This is a genomic window from Micromonospora sp. A202 (assembly GCF_006715105.1).
In the GTDB taxonomy this organism is placed as follows: domain Bacteria; phylum Actinomycetota; class Actinomycetes; order Mycobacteriales; family Micromonosporaceae; genus Micromonospora; species Micromonospora zamorensis.
The window spans coordinates 865,814-880,840 of sequence record NZ_VFMP01000001.1; the positions used below are offsets into that span (position 1 = coordinate 865,814).

The 15,027-nt window shown below is 72.1% G+C and carries 14 protein-coding genes; 9 read left to right on the plus strand and 5 right to left on the minus strand.

Annotated elements, in window-relative coordinates; translation table 11 throughout:
• Positions 1-71 precede the first annotated feature (71 nt).
• Both FBZ33_RS04135 and FBZ33_RS04140 read left to right on the plus strand, forming a co-directional pair.
• Complete coding sequence (locus tag FBZ33_RS04135; protein ID WP_185755203.1) at positions 72-1,025, plus strand: hypothetical protein; 954 nt, start codon at positions 72-74, stop codon at positions 1,023-1,025.
• A 113-nt stretch (positions 1,026-1,138) separates the two neighbouring features.
• Positions 1,139-1,468, plus strand: coding sequence for a hypothetical protein (locus tag FBZ33_RS04140; RefSeq protein ID WP_172861950.1), 330 nt, complete (start codon positions 1,139-1,141; stop codon positions 1,466-1,468).
• Positions 1,469-1,513: 45 nt separating this feature from the next.
• Here the strand turns inward: FBZ33_RS04140 and dacB are convergent, their stop codons facing one another.
• Positions 1,514-3,097: a D-alanyl-D-alanine carboxypeptidase/D-alanyl-D-alanine-endopeptidase gene (gene dacB, locus FBZ33_RS04145; RefSeq protein WP_141908055.1), complete on the minus strand. Its 1,584-nt coding sequence runs from the start codon at positions 3,095-3,097 to the stop codon at positions 1,514-1,516.
• 66 nt (positions 3,098-3,163) lie between these two features.
• A complete protein-coding gene (locus tag FBZ33_RS04150) occupies positions 3,164-3,880 on the minus strand; it encodes an MIP/aquaporin family protein (protein ID WP_099850885.1) in 717 nt (238 codons plus the stop codon).
• Positions 3,881-3,989: 109 nt separating this feature from the next.
• On the opposite strand from FBZ33_RS04150, the gene FBZ33_RS33615 reads away from it, so the two are divergent.
• Both FBZ33_RS33615 and FBZ33_RS04160 read left to right on the plus strand, forming a co-directional pair.
• The gene (locus FBZ33_RS33615) at positions 3,990-5,063 is read left to right on the plus strand and encodes an NAD(P)-binding domain-containing protein (protein WP_141908056.1); all 1,074 of its coding nucleotides are present in this window, start codon (positions 3,990-3,992) and stop codon (positions 5,061-5,063) included.
• A gap of 193 nt (positions 5,064-5,256) precedes the next feature.
• Positions 5,257-5,538, plus strand: a complete 282-nt coding sequence (locus tag FBZ33_RS04160; protein WP_088946415.1) for an adhesin — start codon at positions 5,257-5,259, stop codon at positions 5,536-5,538.
• An 8-nt stretch (positions 5,539-5,546) separates the two neighbouring features.
• On the opposite strand, the gene FBZ33_RS04165 is transcribed toward FBZ33_RS04160, so the two are convergent.
• Entirely contained in the window at positions 5,547-6,662 is a 1,116-nt protein-coding gene (locus FBZ33_RS04165; protein WP_185755204.1) for a beta family protein, read from the minus strand.
• Positions 6,663-6,753: 91 nt separating this feature from the next.
• On the opposite strand from FBZ33_RS04165, the gene FBZ33_RS04170 reads away from it, so the two are divergent.
• The 4 genes from FBZ33_RS04170 to FBZ33_RS04185 all read left to right on the plus strand — a co-directional run bounded on the left by FBZ33_RS04170 (position 6,754) and on the right by FBZ33_RS04185 (position 11,764).
• Positions 6,754-7,641: a sulfotransferase domain-containing protein gene (locus tag FBZ33_RS04170; RefSeq protein ID WP_141908057.1), complete on the plus strand. Its 888-nt coding sequence runs from the start codon at positions 6,754-6,756 to the stop codon at positions 7,639-7,641.
• A 274-nt stretch (positions 7,642-7,915) separates the two neighbouring features.
• Entirely contained in the window at positions 7,916-8,308 is a 393-nt protein-coding gene (locus FBZ33_RS04175) for a cupin domain-containing protein (protein ID WP_141908058.1), read from the plus strand.
• Between the two features lie 48 nt (positions 8,309-8,356).
• Complete coding sequence (locus FBZ33_RS04180; RefSeq protein ID WP_141908059.1) at positions 8,357-10,156, plus strand: glycoside hydrolase family 15 protein; 1,800 nt, start codon at positions 8,357-8,359, stop codon at positions 10,154-10,156.
• 240 nt (positions 10,157-10,396) lie between these two features.
• A complete protein-coding gene (locus FBZ33_RS04185) occupies positions 10,397-11,764 on the plus strand; it encodes a pectate lyase (protein WP_141908060.1) in 1,368 nt (455 codons plus the stop codon).
• Between the two features lie 52 nt (positions 11,765-11,816).
• On the opposite strand, the gene FBZ33_RS04190 is transcribed toward FBZ33_RS04185, so the two are convergent.
• Both FBZ33_RS04190 and FBZ33_RS04195 read right to left on the minus strand, forming a co-directional pair.
• Complete coding sequence (locus FBZ33_RS04190) at positions 11,817-13,007, minus strand: threonine synthase (RefSeq protein ID WP_141908061.1); 1,191 nt, start codon at positions 13,005-13,007, stop codon at positions 11,817-11,819.
• Between the two features lie 14 nt (positions 13,008-13,021).
• Positions 13,022-14,071, minus strand: coding sequence for a DNA polymerase ligase N-terminal domain-containing protein (locus FBZ33_RS04195; RefSeq protein WP_141908062.1), 1,050 nt, complete (start codon positions 14,069-14,071; stop codon positions 13,022-13,024).
• A 94-nt stretch (positions 14,072-14,165) separates the two neighbouring features.
• On the opposite strand from FBZ33_RS04195, the gene FBZ33_RS04200 reads away from it, so the two are divergent.
• Positions 14,166-14,954 carry an aldo/keto reductase gene (locus FBZ33_RS04200; RefSeq protein WP_141908063.1) on the plus strand — a complete coding sequence of 263 codons (789 nt, stop codon included), beginning with the start codon at positions 14,166-14,168 and terminating at the stop codon, positions 14,952-14,954.
• Positions 14,955-15,027 lie beyond the last annotated feature (73 nt).

The window sequence follows — 15,027 nt, forward strand, 5'->3', positions numbered from 1 at the left end:
GAAACGGCCCACAGTGGACGGTATGACGCGCGGCGGTCGACGGCGGCCGGGTGGTGGAGTTGGAGGGGTCGGTGTCGGACGAAGACCGCATGCGGGCGGATCCGGGTGCCGGGGACGCGCCGCCGAAGCACCGCTCGGGCGCCGGCACCTTCGGGCAGACCCTCGCCGTGCTGCGCCGTGTCGCCCGTGTCCGGCGGCGGCGACGTTGGGCGGTGGAGGGTGCGGCCGTACTCGCGTGTCTGGTGGTGCTGGTCGCCTACCTCGGCAGCCGGTCGGACCCGGAGCCCGGCGACGGCCAGGGTGGTCGCTCCGGCGATGTGACAGCGGGTGCCGCCCGTTCCCCCGGTCTCTCGGCCACCGACGGGCGCACCGGTGAGGGGGGGCCGGCGATGCCGGGCCTGCGTCCGCGGCAGCGTCCACCCTCGCCCGAGCCGACACCGTCGGCCAGCGCACCGGCTCCACCGCCGCCATCACCTGAGGCGTCGGCGCTGTCGGTCACCCAGGCAGAGATGCCCGCCGAGGTCGACCTCACCGCCGTGGGCGCCCGGGACTGGATGCACTGGGGGGAGCGCGGCGGCACCTCGACGGTCCGCAAGCGCGCCGGCTCCGGGGAGATCGCCGACGAGGGCGGTGCCGGCAGGCGGGTCGGCTGGGACGGCAACCAGGAGCACGTCCGCTGGTCCGACGGATCGTCCCAGCGGTCGGCGAGCGACAGCTCCAACGGCGTCTACACCTGCGGCGCCGGCAACGGTTTCCGCCTCGCCGTCGCCGGCAGCGGTGAGTCGCGCACGGTCCAGTTCTATGCCGGCACGTGGATGGCCCGGGGGCGTCTGGACGCGCGACTGTCCACCGGCGGACCTGTCAGGACCGCCGTGCTGGAGGACCCGTACACCGGTAAGAGCGCTCAGTTCACCGTCCGGTTCACGGTGCCGAAGGGTGCCAAACTGCTCCTGACCTGGACCGTCGAGAAGGTCTTCACCTCACACTGCGGCAACGTCGGCCTCCAGGCCGTGGCGGTGCGCTGACCAGCCGACCGCTGCGCGAACGCACAGCGGGACAGTTTGTCCGTCGCGGACCGTCGATATGGTCGTAACTTTCTGCTGTTCCCACCCGACCATCCAGTGTGGAGGCAGCGGAGATGAGCAGTAGCACCGCCCACCGCGTCCGTGGCGCCGCTTCGTCCGGTGCCGGTGAAGCGTCCGGGGAGGTGCTCCGCGACATCCCCCTGCCGCCGTACGTGACAGGCGAGGACACCCAGTTCGCGGTGCGGGCGGTGGTGGTGCACGCCCCCCGGCGGTGGTCCGGGGGAGTGGTCTGCCGCAACGATGCCAGCCCGCACCCGTGCCGCCTGCACCGCTGGGGCACCCGGGTGCTGGCGCTGCGCGGGCTGCGGGCCGCCGAGATCGACGCGCTCATCGAGCGTGGCGACCCGACGGCGGTGGTCCCCCCACCGGACCGACCGGCCTGAGCGCGCGCCCGGCCGGGAGGCACACCGGTGCCTCCCGGCCGCAGCTCAACAGGTGATCGGCTTGACCCAGGAGCACTCGACGCCCTCCGGGGTCCGAGGCGTCTCCGGCACCGCTGGCGGTGCCATCCGTGCCGCCGTCGCAGCATCCTCGCGGAACCCTGCCAGGGCCACGGCGATCTGATCCTCCAGCGACTTGACCGACGCCGTCAGGTAGTTGTTCAGCAGGATCGAGAACGCCAACAGGCGGCCGTCGGCGCTGGTGACATAGCCGGAGAGTCCGGAGACACCGGTCAGGCTTCCGGTCTTGGCGTGCACGTTGCCCGCCGCCGCGGTGCCGGCCATCCGGCTGCGTAGGGTCCCGCCGACGAACCGCTCGGGTTGCCCGGCGATCGGCAGGGCCGCGTACCAGGTCTCGAACCACGGTTCGGCGCGCACGGCGGCCAGCAGGTCGACGAACTCCGTAGCTGGCACCAGGTTGCGCCGGGACAGCCCCGAGCCGTCGCGCTGACGCAGCCGACCGGTGTCCATTCCGGTGTCGGCGACGTACTCGCTGATCGCGGTCAACCCGGCCGCCCAGGTGCCCTCGCCGGACAGCACCCGGCCGATCTCCTTGGTCAGCACCTCGGCGTGCCCGTTGTTGGAGAGCTTGAGGAACGGCGTCATCAGCTCGCCCAGGCTCATCGAGTCGTGCCGGGCCACCGGGTGGGCCGTCTCCGGTGTGGGCTGGCCGAGCACGGTCCGGCCGAGCACCCGCACACCGTGCCGGTGCAACGCCGACCGGAACACGTCGGCCGCGTAGCCGGCGGGCTCCCAGACGGTCACCCAGTCGCTGGCAGGCTCGTCACCGACGGCGATCTGGCCGGTGACCACGATGGTGTTGCCGCCGTGTTCGCGTTCGATCGAGATCGAGGTCTCGCCCTCTGCGACCGTCTCGGCCCGGTTGTCGACGCGGATGTAGCCGGTGGCCGGGGTGGTGCTGACCACCGGCGGGGCACCAGCCCGACCGGCCGGGGCGGCCTGCACGATCACGGTTCCGGCGTCGTAGTCGGTGTCCGGGGCCACGGTCAGCGCGGAGACCTGGGCGGCGTAGTAGTAGGGCTCGTCGTCCCAGGTCCAGTCGGGTCCGAGCCGGGTGCGGTCGTAGCGGGTGTCGTCGGCGACCAGGTTGCCGGCGACCACCCGTACGCCGTCGGCGGCGACCTGCGCGGCGAGCGCGTCGTAATCGGCGGCGAGCATGGTCGGGTCACCGCCACCGCGCAGGTAGAGGTTGCCGGAGAGCAGGCCGGCGCGGCGCTTGCCGCTGGTACGCACGTCGGTGGTGAAGCGGTGCCCCGGGCCGAGGAGCTCCAGGGCCGCCGTCGAGGTCATCAGCTTGGTGTTGGAGGCCGGGACGAGCCGGCGGTCACCGTTGCGGTCGTAGAGCGTCTGTCCCGTGCCGGTGTCGACCACGACCACCGACGCCTGAGCGCCAGCGAGTCGGGTGTCGGCCAGGATCGTGTCGATGGTGGCGTGTAGTCGGGTCGTCGCGGGGGTGGGCGACTCGGCCGTGGCGCCCGGCGCGCCGACGGTGGCCACGGTGGCGACCAGCGTGAGCAGCGCGAGGGCTCGGGGAAAGTGACGGCGATGCATGCGCTGATGCTGCCACGAAGGTATTCGCCGGAGAAGAGCAGCGCGCGAAAGTTACTGCCACGTGAGCTACGTCGGCCGGCCGACCGACTTCTCGTGCCCACCCCAGTAGTGCCGCTGCGCCCCCATCACCAGTGGAGCGACCAGGGCGGCGAGCGCACCGCCGAGCAGCGGGAAGACGATGAACACCCAGAGCTGCCGCAGGGCCACACCGCCCTCGAAGACCGCCGGGCCGAACGCTCGGGCCGGGTTGACCGCGGCGCCGGTGAGCGTCACGCCCACGAGTTGGGTGGCGGCGAGGGCCAGCCCGATGGCCGCCCCGGCGGTCCCCGGATTTTCGCTCCGGCTGGTCACCACCAGGACGACCAGGACGAAGAGGAAGGTCAGCACGATCTCCAGCACCGCCGCGCCGCCCCGGTTGATGTGCGCGCCGTATCCGTTCGAGCCCAGTGCACCGGTCTGGTCCGCGACGTCGCCCCAGCGGGTCAGCCCCCAGAGCAGGAAGGCGGCCACCGTCGCGCCGACGAACTGCGCGATCCAGTAGGCGATCGCACCGACCACCGAGATCTTGCCGGACAGCAGCACACCGAGCGTCACCGCCGGGTTGACGTGACTGCCGGAGAGCGGGCCGATCGTGTAGACGAGGGCGAGCATCACGAAGCCGAAGGCCAACGCGACCACCACCACGCCGCCCTGAACCCGAGCGGCCACCGCGCTGCCCACTCCGAAGAAGACCAGCAGCAGGGTGCCGAGAAACTCTGCCGCGTACCGACGGAAGTCGCTCATTCGCTCAGCGTAAGCGCAGGTCAGGTGACAGTCGCCGGAATGGCGGTCTGTGATCGGCGCGACGGTCGAAAGCGGGCACAGCGGTGCCGGACGCGGCGTTGTACACCGCGTGGACACCCACTCCGCGGACGTCGTGGTGATCGGCGCCGGTCAGGCCGGCCTGAGCGCCGGCTACCACCTGCGCCGGACCGGCTTCCCGCCCGGAATCGGCTTCGTCATCCTCGACGGCGACGACGGGCCGGGCGGGGCCTGGCAGCACCGCTGGCCCACACTGGTCTTCGACCGGGTGCACGGTTTCCACGACCTGCCCGGGCTGCCGCTCCCGCCCGCCGAGCCCAAGCGCCCGGCGGCCGAGCAGGTGAGCGCCTACTTCGCCGCGTACGAGAGGGCATTCGAGCTGCCGGTGCGACGGCCGGTGCGGGTACGTGCGGTGCGCTCCCGGCCGGACGGCCGGCTGGACGTGGAGACCGACCAGGACCGGTGGATCGCCCGGGCGCTGATCAACGCGACCGGCACGTGGACCCGGCCGTTTTGGCCGCACTACCCGGGTCGGTCCTCGTTTCGCGGCCGGCAGTTGCACACCGCCGACTACCGGGGCCCGGCCGAGTTCGCCGGCCTGCGGGTCGTGGTCGTCGGTGGCGGGACCTCCGCCGTGCAACTGCTCGGCGAGGTGTCCACCGTCGCGGCGGCCACCACCTGGGTCACCCGCCGGCCGCCGGAGTTCCGGGACGAGGAGTTCGGCGCGGAGCTGGGCCGTGCCGCTGTCGCCCGGGTGGACGAGGCGGTCCGGGCCGGCCGCCCACCGGGCAGTGTGGTGGGCGTGACCGGGCTGCCGGTCACCCCGGAGGTACGCCGGTTGCGTGAGCGGGGCGTCCTCGACCGGCTACCCGTGTTCGACCGGATCACACCCGACGGGGTGGCCTGGGCGGACGGGCGACACGTGTCGGCGGACGTGATCCTGTGGTGCACCGGCTTCCGCGCCGCCATCGACCATCTCGCCCCGCTGGGCCTGCGCGCGCCGGGCGGCGGTATCACGATGGACGGCACCCGGGTGGTCGCCGACGAGCGCGTTCACCTGGTCGGGTACGGCCCCTCGGCCAGCACGATCGGCGCCAACCGGGCCGGCCGCGCGGCGGTCAACGAGATTCGCGCCCTGCTGGCCCCGGCCCCCGCTCTCGACTGACCTGGCTCTATTTGACGGATCGCCGACCAGCGGGCACGGTGGAGATGACGGGGCCGTCAGCTGCCCCGATCCGATGCGACGGCGATGACCGCTCGCCCCTCCTGTCGCCTCCCACGTGTGCTCGTACGCGGGCCGACTGTCCGGTCTGCCCGTCATCCGACCGCGAGCCGAGAATCCACGAGGAGTTCCGCTCATGCTCACCATGACCGATAACGCTGTGCTCGTCATCCGTGACCTCGCCAACCAGCAGGACGTCGCCCAGGACGGCGGGGTGCGCATCGCCGCCGACACCGAGGCGGGTTCGCTCACCGTGGAGTTGGTGCCCGAGCCGGCGCAGGGCGACCGTGTGGTCGACAACCAGGGCGCCCGGATCTTCCTGGACGAGGATGCAGCCGAACTGCTCGGCGACGCGTCGGTGGACGCCACCGTCGACGACGAGGGCATCATCCAGTTCGGCTTCACCGAGAGGCAGTAACAGGGGCTTCACCGAGGCGTTCGCCCCCGCTGCGGCGGACCCGGCCGGGGGCGCCAGCTCGGCGCGATGTCGTCGTCCGGGCGGAGGGCGTCTTCGTCGGCTCCGGCATCTTCAAGGCCGGCAACCCGGCGCGACAGCGTCGCGAGCACGTACGCCAGGTGGTGGGAGGTGCTCCACGCCGCCCAGTTGGCGGCCGAGCCGGCGCCGGCGCCCCGACGGGCCCGGCGCAGCAGCTCGTGGTCGCCCCAGGAGAAGGCCGCGCCGGTGCTCGGCCAGTGCGGCGCGGACACCAGCGTGCGGCACAGGTCGGCGAACCGTTCCTCGCTGCGGCCACCTCGCCGCGCCCAGCGGTAGACCCACCAGCTGCCGTCGTCGGTGTATCGCACCGTCGGCAGCCGGTCACCGGGTTCGCCGGTGCCGGGCACGGCCGGGTGCACGCCGTAGTCGCCGTAGTCGACACCGACGTCGGCCAGTCGTTGCCAGAGCTGCCAGTCCCAGCGGTCGAGCCGGATCGGCTCGTCGGTGGGCAGCCGGGACAACGTCGGTGGCATCCCGCCCGCCGCCACCGTCACGGACCGCCAGGCGTGCCGGCGCGCCCAGTCCAGCAGGCGACGCACCCGAGGCTCGGCTGACCGCACATCCGCCGGGCAGCACACGTCCCCCGCGTCCACCAGCAGGTCGCACTCCTCGGGGGCGAGGGCGGTGCACCGCCAGACCCGTTCCACGGCGGTCGTGCTCCCGTCCGGCCCGGCCCGGTCCTGACCGGCCCGCAGGCGGACCAGCGCCCGCCGGCCGTGCGTCCGCGCCGCCGCGCCGTGCGCGGCCAGCCGGTGGTCGCTCTCCGCGAGCCCGATCACCGGCACCAGCGGTACGTCCCAACGGCCCAGTTCTGTCGCGGGGGTGTCGGGCAGCGCGCTGACGTCGACGGCCGGCAGGAGTCCGGGAGGTAGTCGGCGGAGAGTGTCCATGGTGGACCTGTCGATCGTGCCGATCTCCAGGATCGGGGCGACCAGTGCGGCGGCTGTGGAGTCGAGGTGGCTCAGAGCGTCCAGCTCGCCTCGTCGGCAGGCGAGAATGGGGCGGTAGACCGGTTCCGCCGCCCGGCTCCCGTGGGCGGGCACCATACTTCAATCTAGCCAGGCATGCGCATGTCTCACAGGCCGTGGAGTCGTAATTCGGCTGCTCCGCTGTCGGCTGCGCGACTACGATTTCCCGATGCCCACGCCAGCCCATCGTTACCGCTCCGACGACGAGGACAGCGCCCGGTGGGTCGGATTTCCCTTCCGCGACGGCGACATCGTGATCAGCACCCGCTCCAAGAGCGGCACGACCTGGATGCAGATGATCTGCGCTCTGCTGGTGCTGGGCACCCCGGAGCTGCCGGCGCCGCTGAACGTGCTGTCGCCGTGGCTGGACTGGTTGGCCGAGCCGCAGGACGCGGTGTACGACCGGTTGGCCGCGCAGCCGCACCGGCGGTTCATCAAGACGCACACCCCCCTGGACGGGGTGCCACTCGACCCCCGGGTGCACTACGTGGTGGTGGCCCGGCATCCGCTGGACATGGCGGTCTCCCTCTACCACCAGGCCGGCAACCTCGACCGGGTACGCCTCGCCGAGCTGACCGGCCAGCCCGCCCCGACCGGGCCGCCGAAAAAGCGCCTCCCGGTGGAGCAGTGGTTGCCGAGCTGGGTCGACCGGGAGGTGGATCCGCGTACCGATCTGGACTCGTTGCCCGGGGTGATGCTGCACCTGCGTGACGCCTGGGCCCGTCGACACGAGCCGAACGTCGAGTTGGTGCACTACGACGATCTGCTGGCCGATCTGGGTGGTGAGATGCGGCGGCTCGCCGACCGGTGGGGCATCCCGGTCGCCGCCGAGCGTTGGCCGGAGCTGGTCGAGGCGGCCACCTTCGGGCGGATGCGGGAGCGCGCCGACCGGCTCGCCCCGGACACGCTCGGCGTGCTGCGCGACCGCCGTGCCTTCTTCCGTCAGGGTGGCTCGGGCCAGGGGCGCGACCTGCTGGACGCGTCCGCGCGGGCCCGCTACCAGGAGCGGGTCTCGGCGCTGGCCCCACCCGATCTGCTCACCTGGCTGCACCGCTAGTCCGTGCCCGGCCGTCGTGGATGGTGGAGGCGGCGCGGCCCAGAAGAGCGCGCGGCGCCGCTCGACCGTGGTCGAGCGTCGCCGCGCTCTGGCCGTCTCCCACCACCGCAGCCGTTCGGCGGTACGCCGGCGGGGACCTGGCTCGACCGGCTGTTCGTGCCGGTCCGCGTTGTCGATCCCCGGTCCGCCCGGATCCAAACCCGCCGACCGTGGGGAATTCCACCATTCGCGAGTCCCGGCGTGGCGCGCCGCAGAACGGGGTATGAGCGTGGGCATGGAACATTTCACGATCGCCACCGTCGCCGAGAAGAGCCCGGATTTCCGTCGGGTGCTGTGGACCGGTGAGCACACCCAGTTGGTCATCATGACCATCCCCGCCGGTGGGGAGATCGGCGAGGAGGTGCACGAGGACATCGACCAGATCCTGACCTTCGTCAGTGGCGTCGGTGAGGCCCGGGTCGCCGGCGCCAAGCGAAAGGTCGCCGCGGGTGACCTGGTCGTCGTGCCGGCGGGCACCAAGCACAACTTCGTCAACACCGGCCCCAACCCGCTGGTGCTGTACACGGTCTACGGTCCGCCGGAGCACGCCGACCAGGCCGTGCACAAGACCAAGGAGGAGGCCGACGCGGCCGAGGCTGCGGGCGAGGACGAGCCACCGACCGAGTGACGGCCCCGGGCGCGGCCTGATCCGGGCCGCCACGGGTAACCGCAGCGGGTGGAGCAGCAGCCGGCGATCTCCGACTACGGGTTCCTCTCGGACTCCCGTTCGGGTGCCCTGGTCGGCAAGGACGGCTCGATCGACTGGTGGTGCCCGCACCGCTTCGACGGAGCTTCCGTGTTCGGGCGGCTGCTCGACCCGCGCGCCGGGCACTTCAAGCTGGCGCCGGTCGGCGTCGGCGGCCCGGGGTTCCGGGTGGAACGCGCGTACCGGCCGGACACGTTGGTGCTGCGGACGGTGCACCACACGCCGCACGGCAGCGTGGCGGTCACCGATGCCCTGGCCGCCGAGATCGGCGCCCGCGCCCACGAGCTGGGCAGAAACTCACCCGCCGTGCTGATCCGGGTGGTGCAGGGGCTGTCCGGCCGCGTCCGGATGGGCCTGGACTTCGCGCCCCGCCCGGAGTACGGCCTGCTCACGCCGTACCTGCATGGGCAGGCCGACGGTGGGGTGCTGGCCCGCGCGGGCCCGGTGGTGCTGGTGTTGCGCGCCAACGGGCTGCACCTGCGGGCGGGCCGCGACCGGGTGACCCACGAGTTCGAGGTGTCCGCCGGTCAGGTGGTCGGGATGGACGTGGCCTTCGGCGAGGCCTACGGCGATCCGCCGGTCCGGATGGACCCGGTGGCGATGCTCGCCGAGACCACGCGGGCGTGGGAGGCGTACCGGGAGACGCACGGGTACTCCGGTCGGTATCCCGAGCTGGTGCGGCACAGCGCGACAGTGCTGACCGGCCTCACGTATGCCCGCAGTGGTGCGGTCGCCGCCGCGCTGACCACGTCGTTGCCGGAGCAGATCGGCGGCGACCGCAACTACGACTACCGCTACTCCTGGCTGCGGGACTTCTCGTTGACGATGCGCGCCCTCTGGGTGGCGGCCTGCCCCCACGAGGCGTCCCGGCTGTTCGCCTGGGCGACCCGCTCGATCGGCCGGATCGGCGACGAACCGGTGCCGGTGCTCTTCGGCGTGGAGGGCGAGCGCGACCTTTCCGAGCACCACTGTCACCAGCTGGGCGGATACCGCGGCAGCACTCCGGTCCGCATCGGCAACGACGCCTGGCGGCAGCGGCAGCTGGACGTGCCGGGTGAGGTCGTGTCGGCGGTGTGGCGGCTGCGCGACTATCTCGGCGCGACGTTCGAGGAGGAGTTGCGGGAGATGGTGCTCGGGCTGACCGAGCAGGTGGCGGCGACGTGGCACCTGCCGGACCGGGGCATCTGGGAGACCCGGGACGAGGAGCGGCACTACCTCTCGTCGAAGGTGTCCTGCTGGCTGACGATGGACCGGGCGGTGGGGCTCGCCGACCGGCTCGGAGATCGGGCCGACGCTGGTCGCTGGGCCCGTGTGCGCGACGAGATCCACGACACCGTGCTGCGCGAGGGGTGGAACGACCGGATCGGGGCGTTCACCGGCGCGTTCGGGTCGGCGGAGCTGGACGCCTCGGTGCTCGCCCTGCCGGTGACGCACTTCCTGCCGGCCACCGACCCGCGGATGCGCTCGACCATCGCGATGGTCGAGCGGGAGTTGGGCACCGAGGAGGGCCTGCTGCGGCGGTGGACGACGGACCCGGCCGGGTTCCTGTTGTGCTCGTTTTGGCTGGTGGAGTGTCTGGTGATGGCGGGTGAGCCGAAGCGGGCCGAGGCGCTGTTCGAGCGGGTGGTCGGGTACGCCAACGACGTGGGCCTGTTCAGCGAGCAGATCGATCTGGCCACCGGTGCGCAGCTCGGCAACATCCCGCAGGCGCTCTCGCACATCGGGCTGATCAATGCGGCGTGGCGGTTGACCAAGCCGGACAGTTACTGATCATCCCGAAATCCTGCAACAGACCTGCAAACGCCAGGCATTGACGTCGATGTGTGCGCAGTCCTAGCCTCGAAGGAGCGGGAAAGCCCTTTCCCAGGGCCTTTGATCCCGCTTCACCCCGCTTCGGTCCGGGCATCCGACGGGGGCGCGCACCGATCCCCGGCAATGGCCGAAGGCCGTGCCGACACGTCCCGAGTGGGCGCCGAGGGATCGCCACCACATGCGTCAAGGAGGACAACTGTGCAGAAGAGACGACTCTCCGGCCGCCGACCACTACTCCTGGCGGTGGGCGCCGGCGTGACCGCGGCAGCCCTCACCGCCGGCATGACCTCGGCCTTCGCGGCCACCGTCTTCAGCGACGACTTCAACGACGGCAACACCTCCGGCTGGTCCAAGTCGGGCGGCACCTGGACGGTCGACGGCTCGGGCGTGCTCAACCAGTCCAACGCCGGCAGTGAGCTGGCCCGGCAGTTCGCTGGCCAGACCAGTTGGACCGACTACTCCGTGCAGGCCCGGGTCAGGCCGGCGAGCTTCGGCTCCTCCAGCGCCCTGGTCGGGCTGGCCGCCCGGTCCACCAGCAGCACCAAGATGTACCGGCTGGCCCTGCTCGGCTCCGGTCGGGCCGAGCTCCAGGCAGTCAACGGCAGCAGTGTCACCGCGATCGGCTCGGCGGCGCTGGGCGTCGGCACCGGCACCTGGTACACCCTGCGCATCGAGACCAGCGGCAGCACCATCCGGGGCTTCGTCAACGGCACGCAGATCGCCTCCGGCAGCAACAGCCTGGCCGGCGCGGGCCGCATCGGCCTGGTCACCGCGTACGCCAGCGGCGGCTTCGACGACGTGACTGTCGACTCGTCCGGTGGCGGCACCCCGACCACGCCGCCACCGACCACCACGCCGCCACCGACCACGCCGCCGCCGACCACCACTCCGCCGCCGGCTGGCTGGCCGACGCCGACCGGCAGCCAGAAGGTCGACGCCACGATCGCCGTCTCCGGCACGTTCGACGGCGGGCTCAAGCGCTACTACGGCATCGGCGACGGCGGGCAGAGCGAGAGCCAGGACCCGATGTTCGAGCTGGCCGCCGGCGCCACCCTCCGCAACGTGATCATCGGTGCGCCGGCCGGCGACGGCGTGCACTGCGAGGGCAACTGCACCCTGATCAACGTCTGGTGGGAGGACGTCGGCGAGGACGCGGCCACCTTCCGGGGCGGCACCACGTACACGGTCGACGGCGGCGGCGCGCGCTCGGCCAGCGACAAGGTCTTCCAGCACAACGGCTCGGGCACCGTCTACATCAAGAACTTCCGGGTGGAGAACGCCGGGAAGCTCTACCGGGCCTGCGGCAACTGCTCGACGTCGTACCAGCGGCATGTGGTGATCGACAACGTGATCGTCCGGGACACCGACGCGATCGCCGGCATCAACACCAACTGGGGTGACACCGCTCGGTTCAGCCGGATCACCATCATCGGCGACCCGGACCGGGAGACCTCCATCTGCGTCAAGTACAAGGGTGTGCCGAAGGGCAGCGAGCCGACCGAGATCGGCGAGGGCGCCGACGGCGTCAACTGCCTCTACTCACCCTCGGACATCACCTACCAGTAGATCGACACGTCGGCACCCCGCGGACCACCACGTCCGCGGGGTGCTCGCGCATTCAACCCATCAGGGGTACGCCGGACACGTCGACGGTGTCCGGATACTTCAACCCGGCGCCGGTGTTGAGCACCACCACCCGTTCGCCGGCCCGGATCCACCCACCGGCGCGCAGGTGCCGGGCCGCGGTCAGACAGGCCGCCCCCTCCGGGCAGAGCAGCAGCCCCTCCCGGGCGGCGAAGTCCCGAAGGTCGGCCAGGATCTCCGCGTCGTCGACGGCGACGGCCGTGCCGGAAGACTCCCGCAGCGCCGCCAGGATCAGCTCGTCACCCAACGGCGTCGGCACGGTGATGCCGAACGCCACAGTGTGTGCGTCCACCCACGGCTGCGCCCGATCCTCGCCGGCGGCGAACGCCCGCACGATCGGCGCGCAGCCGGTCGACTGCACCGCCACCAGCCGGGGCAGCTTGTCGCCGATCCAGCCCAGCTCGCGCAGCTCGTGTAGCGCCTTGTGGATGCCGATCAGGCCGACACCGCCGCCCGTCGGGTAGATGATCACGTCCGGCGCCTGCCAGCCGAGCTGCTCGACGATCTCGTACCCCATCGTCTTCTTGCCCTCGAGCCGGTAGGGCTCGCGCAGCGTGCCGGCGTCGAAGATCGACCCGTTGGACGCGGCGATCAGCTCGGCGACCCGCCGACCGGCGTCGCTGATCAGCCCGTCCACCAGGCGCAGGTCGGCGCCGGCGGCGACGCACTCGCGCCGGCAGATGCTCGGCGCGTCCAGCGGCATGACGATGGTCGCGCCCATTCCGGCCCGCGCGGCGTACGTGGCCCAGGCCGACCCGGCGTTGCCGTTGGTGGGCATCGCGATCCGCTCGACGCCCAGCTCACGAGCCCGACTCACACCGACCGCCGCCCCGCGCGCCTTGAACGAGCCGGTCGGGATCAACCCCTCGTCCTTGACCATCAGGTCCGTGATGCCGATCTCGGCGCCGTACGCCGGGGTGCGCAGCAGCGGCGTCCAGCCCTCGCCGAGCGTCGTGACGTGCCGCGGGTCGGCGACCGGCAGCAGCTCCCGGTAGCGCCACAGGTCGGCCGGGCGCAGCGGAAAACGTTCCGGGGTGACCGCCTTCGCCACCGCCGGCAGGTCGTAGCGGGCGAGCAGCGGGGAACCGCACTCGCAGAGGTTCTGCAACACCTCGGCGGCGTGCTCCTTGCCGCAGCGCGGGCAGTCCAGGTGGGTCAGGTACACGTCGCTCCTCGCCGTCACACCGCGTCGACGCTCAGCCAGCGTCGACTGCGCCGCCCCGGCTCGTAGACCGAGTCCAGCCGCTTGGCGACCACGCCCGGCAGCTCCTGCTCCTGCCCGGCGCGCAGGGCCTCGTCGCCCGCGCCGGGGAACCACGGCGGAGTCTGCCAGTGCGCACCGGCCAGGGCCAGCCCATCGAGCAGCTCCCGGCGTTGCGCGTACGGCACGTCGACGCTGCTGACGCCCTCCAGCCAGAGCAGGTCGACGATCAGGTACTGCGCGCCTGCGGGAACCCGGCTGCCCGTGCTCTGGCGGACCGGACGCACCCGGCCGGCACCGTCGATGCGCACCAGCACACCGTCGAGCACAGCCTCGGTGGGCGCGAGCGCCTCGGCCATCGCCCGCAGCCACGGATAGCCGCCGGTGATGTCCTCGTCGGTCTCGGAGAGCAACCGCAGCCGCCCGCCGGAGACGTACGCCATCGCCCGGACCCCGTCCCAGCGCAGCTCGTACCCCCAGGCGGCGCGGTCGCGGGGGAGCCTGGCGGCCGGCGTGGCGTGCATCGGGCGGACCAGGTCGGGCATCGGTGTCCAACCCGGAGGCGCCGCGTCGGTGCGTCGGACCATCCAGTCCCGGCCGCCGGTGGCGAACAGGACGTAGCGACCGGCGGTCCGGTCACCGGCGAGCGTCACGATCACCTCGTCGTCGCGCCACTTCTCGCACCGGTAGGTGCCCCGGTCGTGGATCAGCATCCGGCCCCCGCCGTACTCGCCAGCGGGGATCTCGCCGGAGAAGTCGAGGTATTCCATTGGGTGGTCCTCGGTGTGCACGGCGAGGTGGTTGCGGCCCGGGTCGCGGGGGAGGCCACGCGGCACCGCCCAGGAGGCCAGCACCCCCTCGTGCTCCAGGCGCAGGTCCCAGTGCAGGCTGCGGGCGTGGTGCTGCTGGATGACGAAGCGGCCGGCGTCGGTGTCGGTACCGGCCGCCGTGGGGCTCGGCACCGGCACCGGCTCCGGCGTACGGGCCGCGTCCCGTCGTCGCCGGTACTCCTCCAGCCGGTCGGTCACACCCGCATTCTCCGGCAAACCGGACCACCGCGCTGGATGCCGGAGTGTCCGGTTCGCTCGGCGGCCGGGGGCGCGGCGGGGTAGAACGGACCTCATGGACCACACCGACCAGCCCACCGCCCTGCTCCCCGGTGACGTGCGGATGCCCCTGCTCGGCTTCGGCACCTGGCAGGCCACCGGCCAGGCGGGCTACGACGCCGTGCTGGCCGCGCTCGACACCGGGTACCGGCACCTCGACACCGCCACCATGTACGGCAACGAGCGCGAGGTCGGCCGGGCGGTGCGCGAGAGCGGGCTGCGCCGGGAGGACATCTTCATCACCACCAAGCTCCCGCCGGACCGGGTGGGCCGGGAGCGCGCGACGTTGGAGGCCAGCCTGGAGGCGCTCGGCGTCGACCAAGTGGACCTCTGGTTGATCCACTGGCCGCCGTCGTCGGCTGCGGACAGCATCCCGATGTGGCGGGAGCTGCTCGCCGCCCGGGACGAGAACCTCGTCCGGGCGGTCGGGGTGAGCAACTACAGCACCGCGGAGATCGACGAGCTGATCCAGTCCACCGAGGAGAACCCGGCGGTCAACCAGATCCGGTGGAGCCCGTCGCTGTACGACCGGCAGCGGCACGCCGAGCACCGGGACCGGGGCGTGGTGCTGGAGGGCTACAGCCCGTTCAAGACCAGCGACTTGAGCGACCCGGTGCTGACCAGGATCGCCGGCGCGCACGGTGTCTCCCCGGCGCAGGTGGTGCTGCGCTGGCACATCGACCACGAGATCGTGGTGATCCCGAAGTCGGTGACCCCGGAGCGGATCACCGCGAACTTCGACGTCTTCCACTTTTCGCTGACGGCGGAGGAGATGCGCGACATCGACGCGCTCGGCGAGGTCTGAACCGGCGCTTTCCTTCAGCGCGTGACGCGTCCTTGAAGGGTATCGACATCGACGCTCATGACGGTATAGCGTG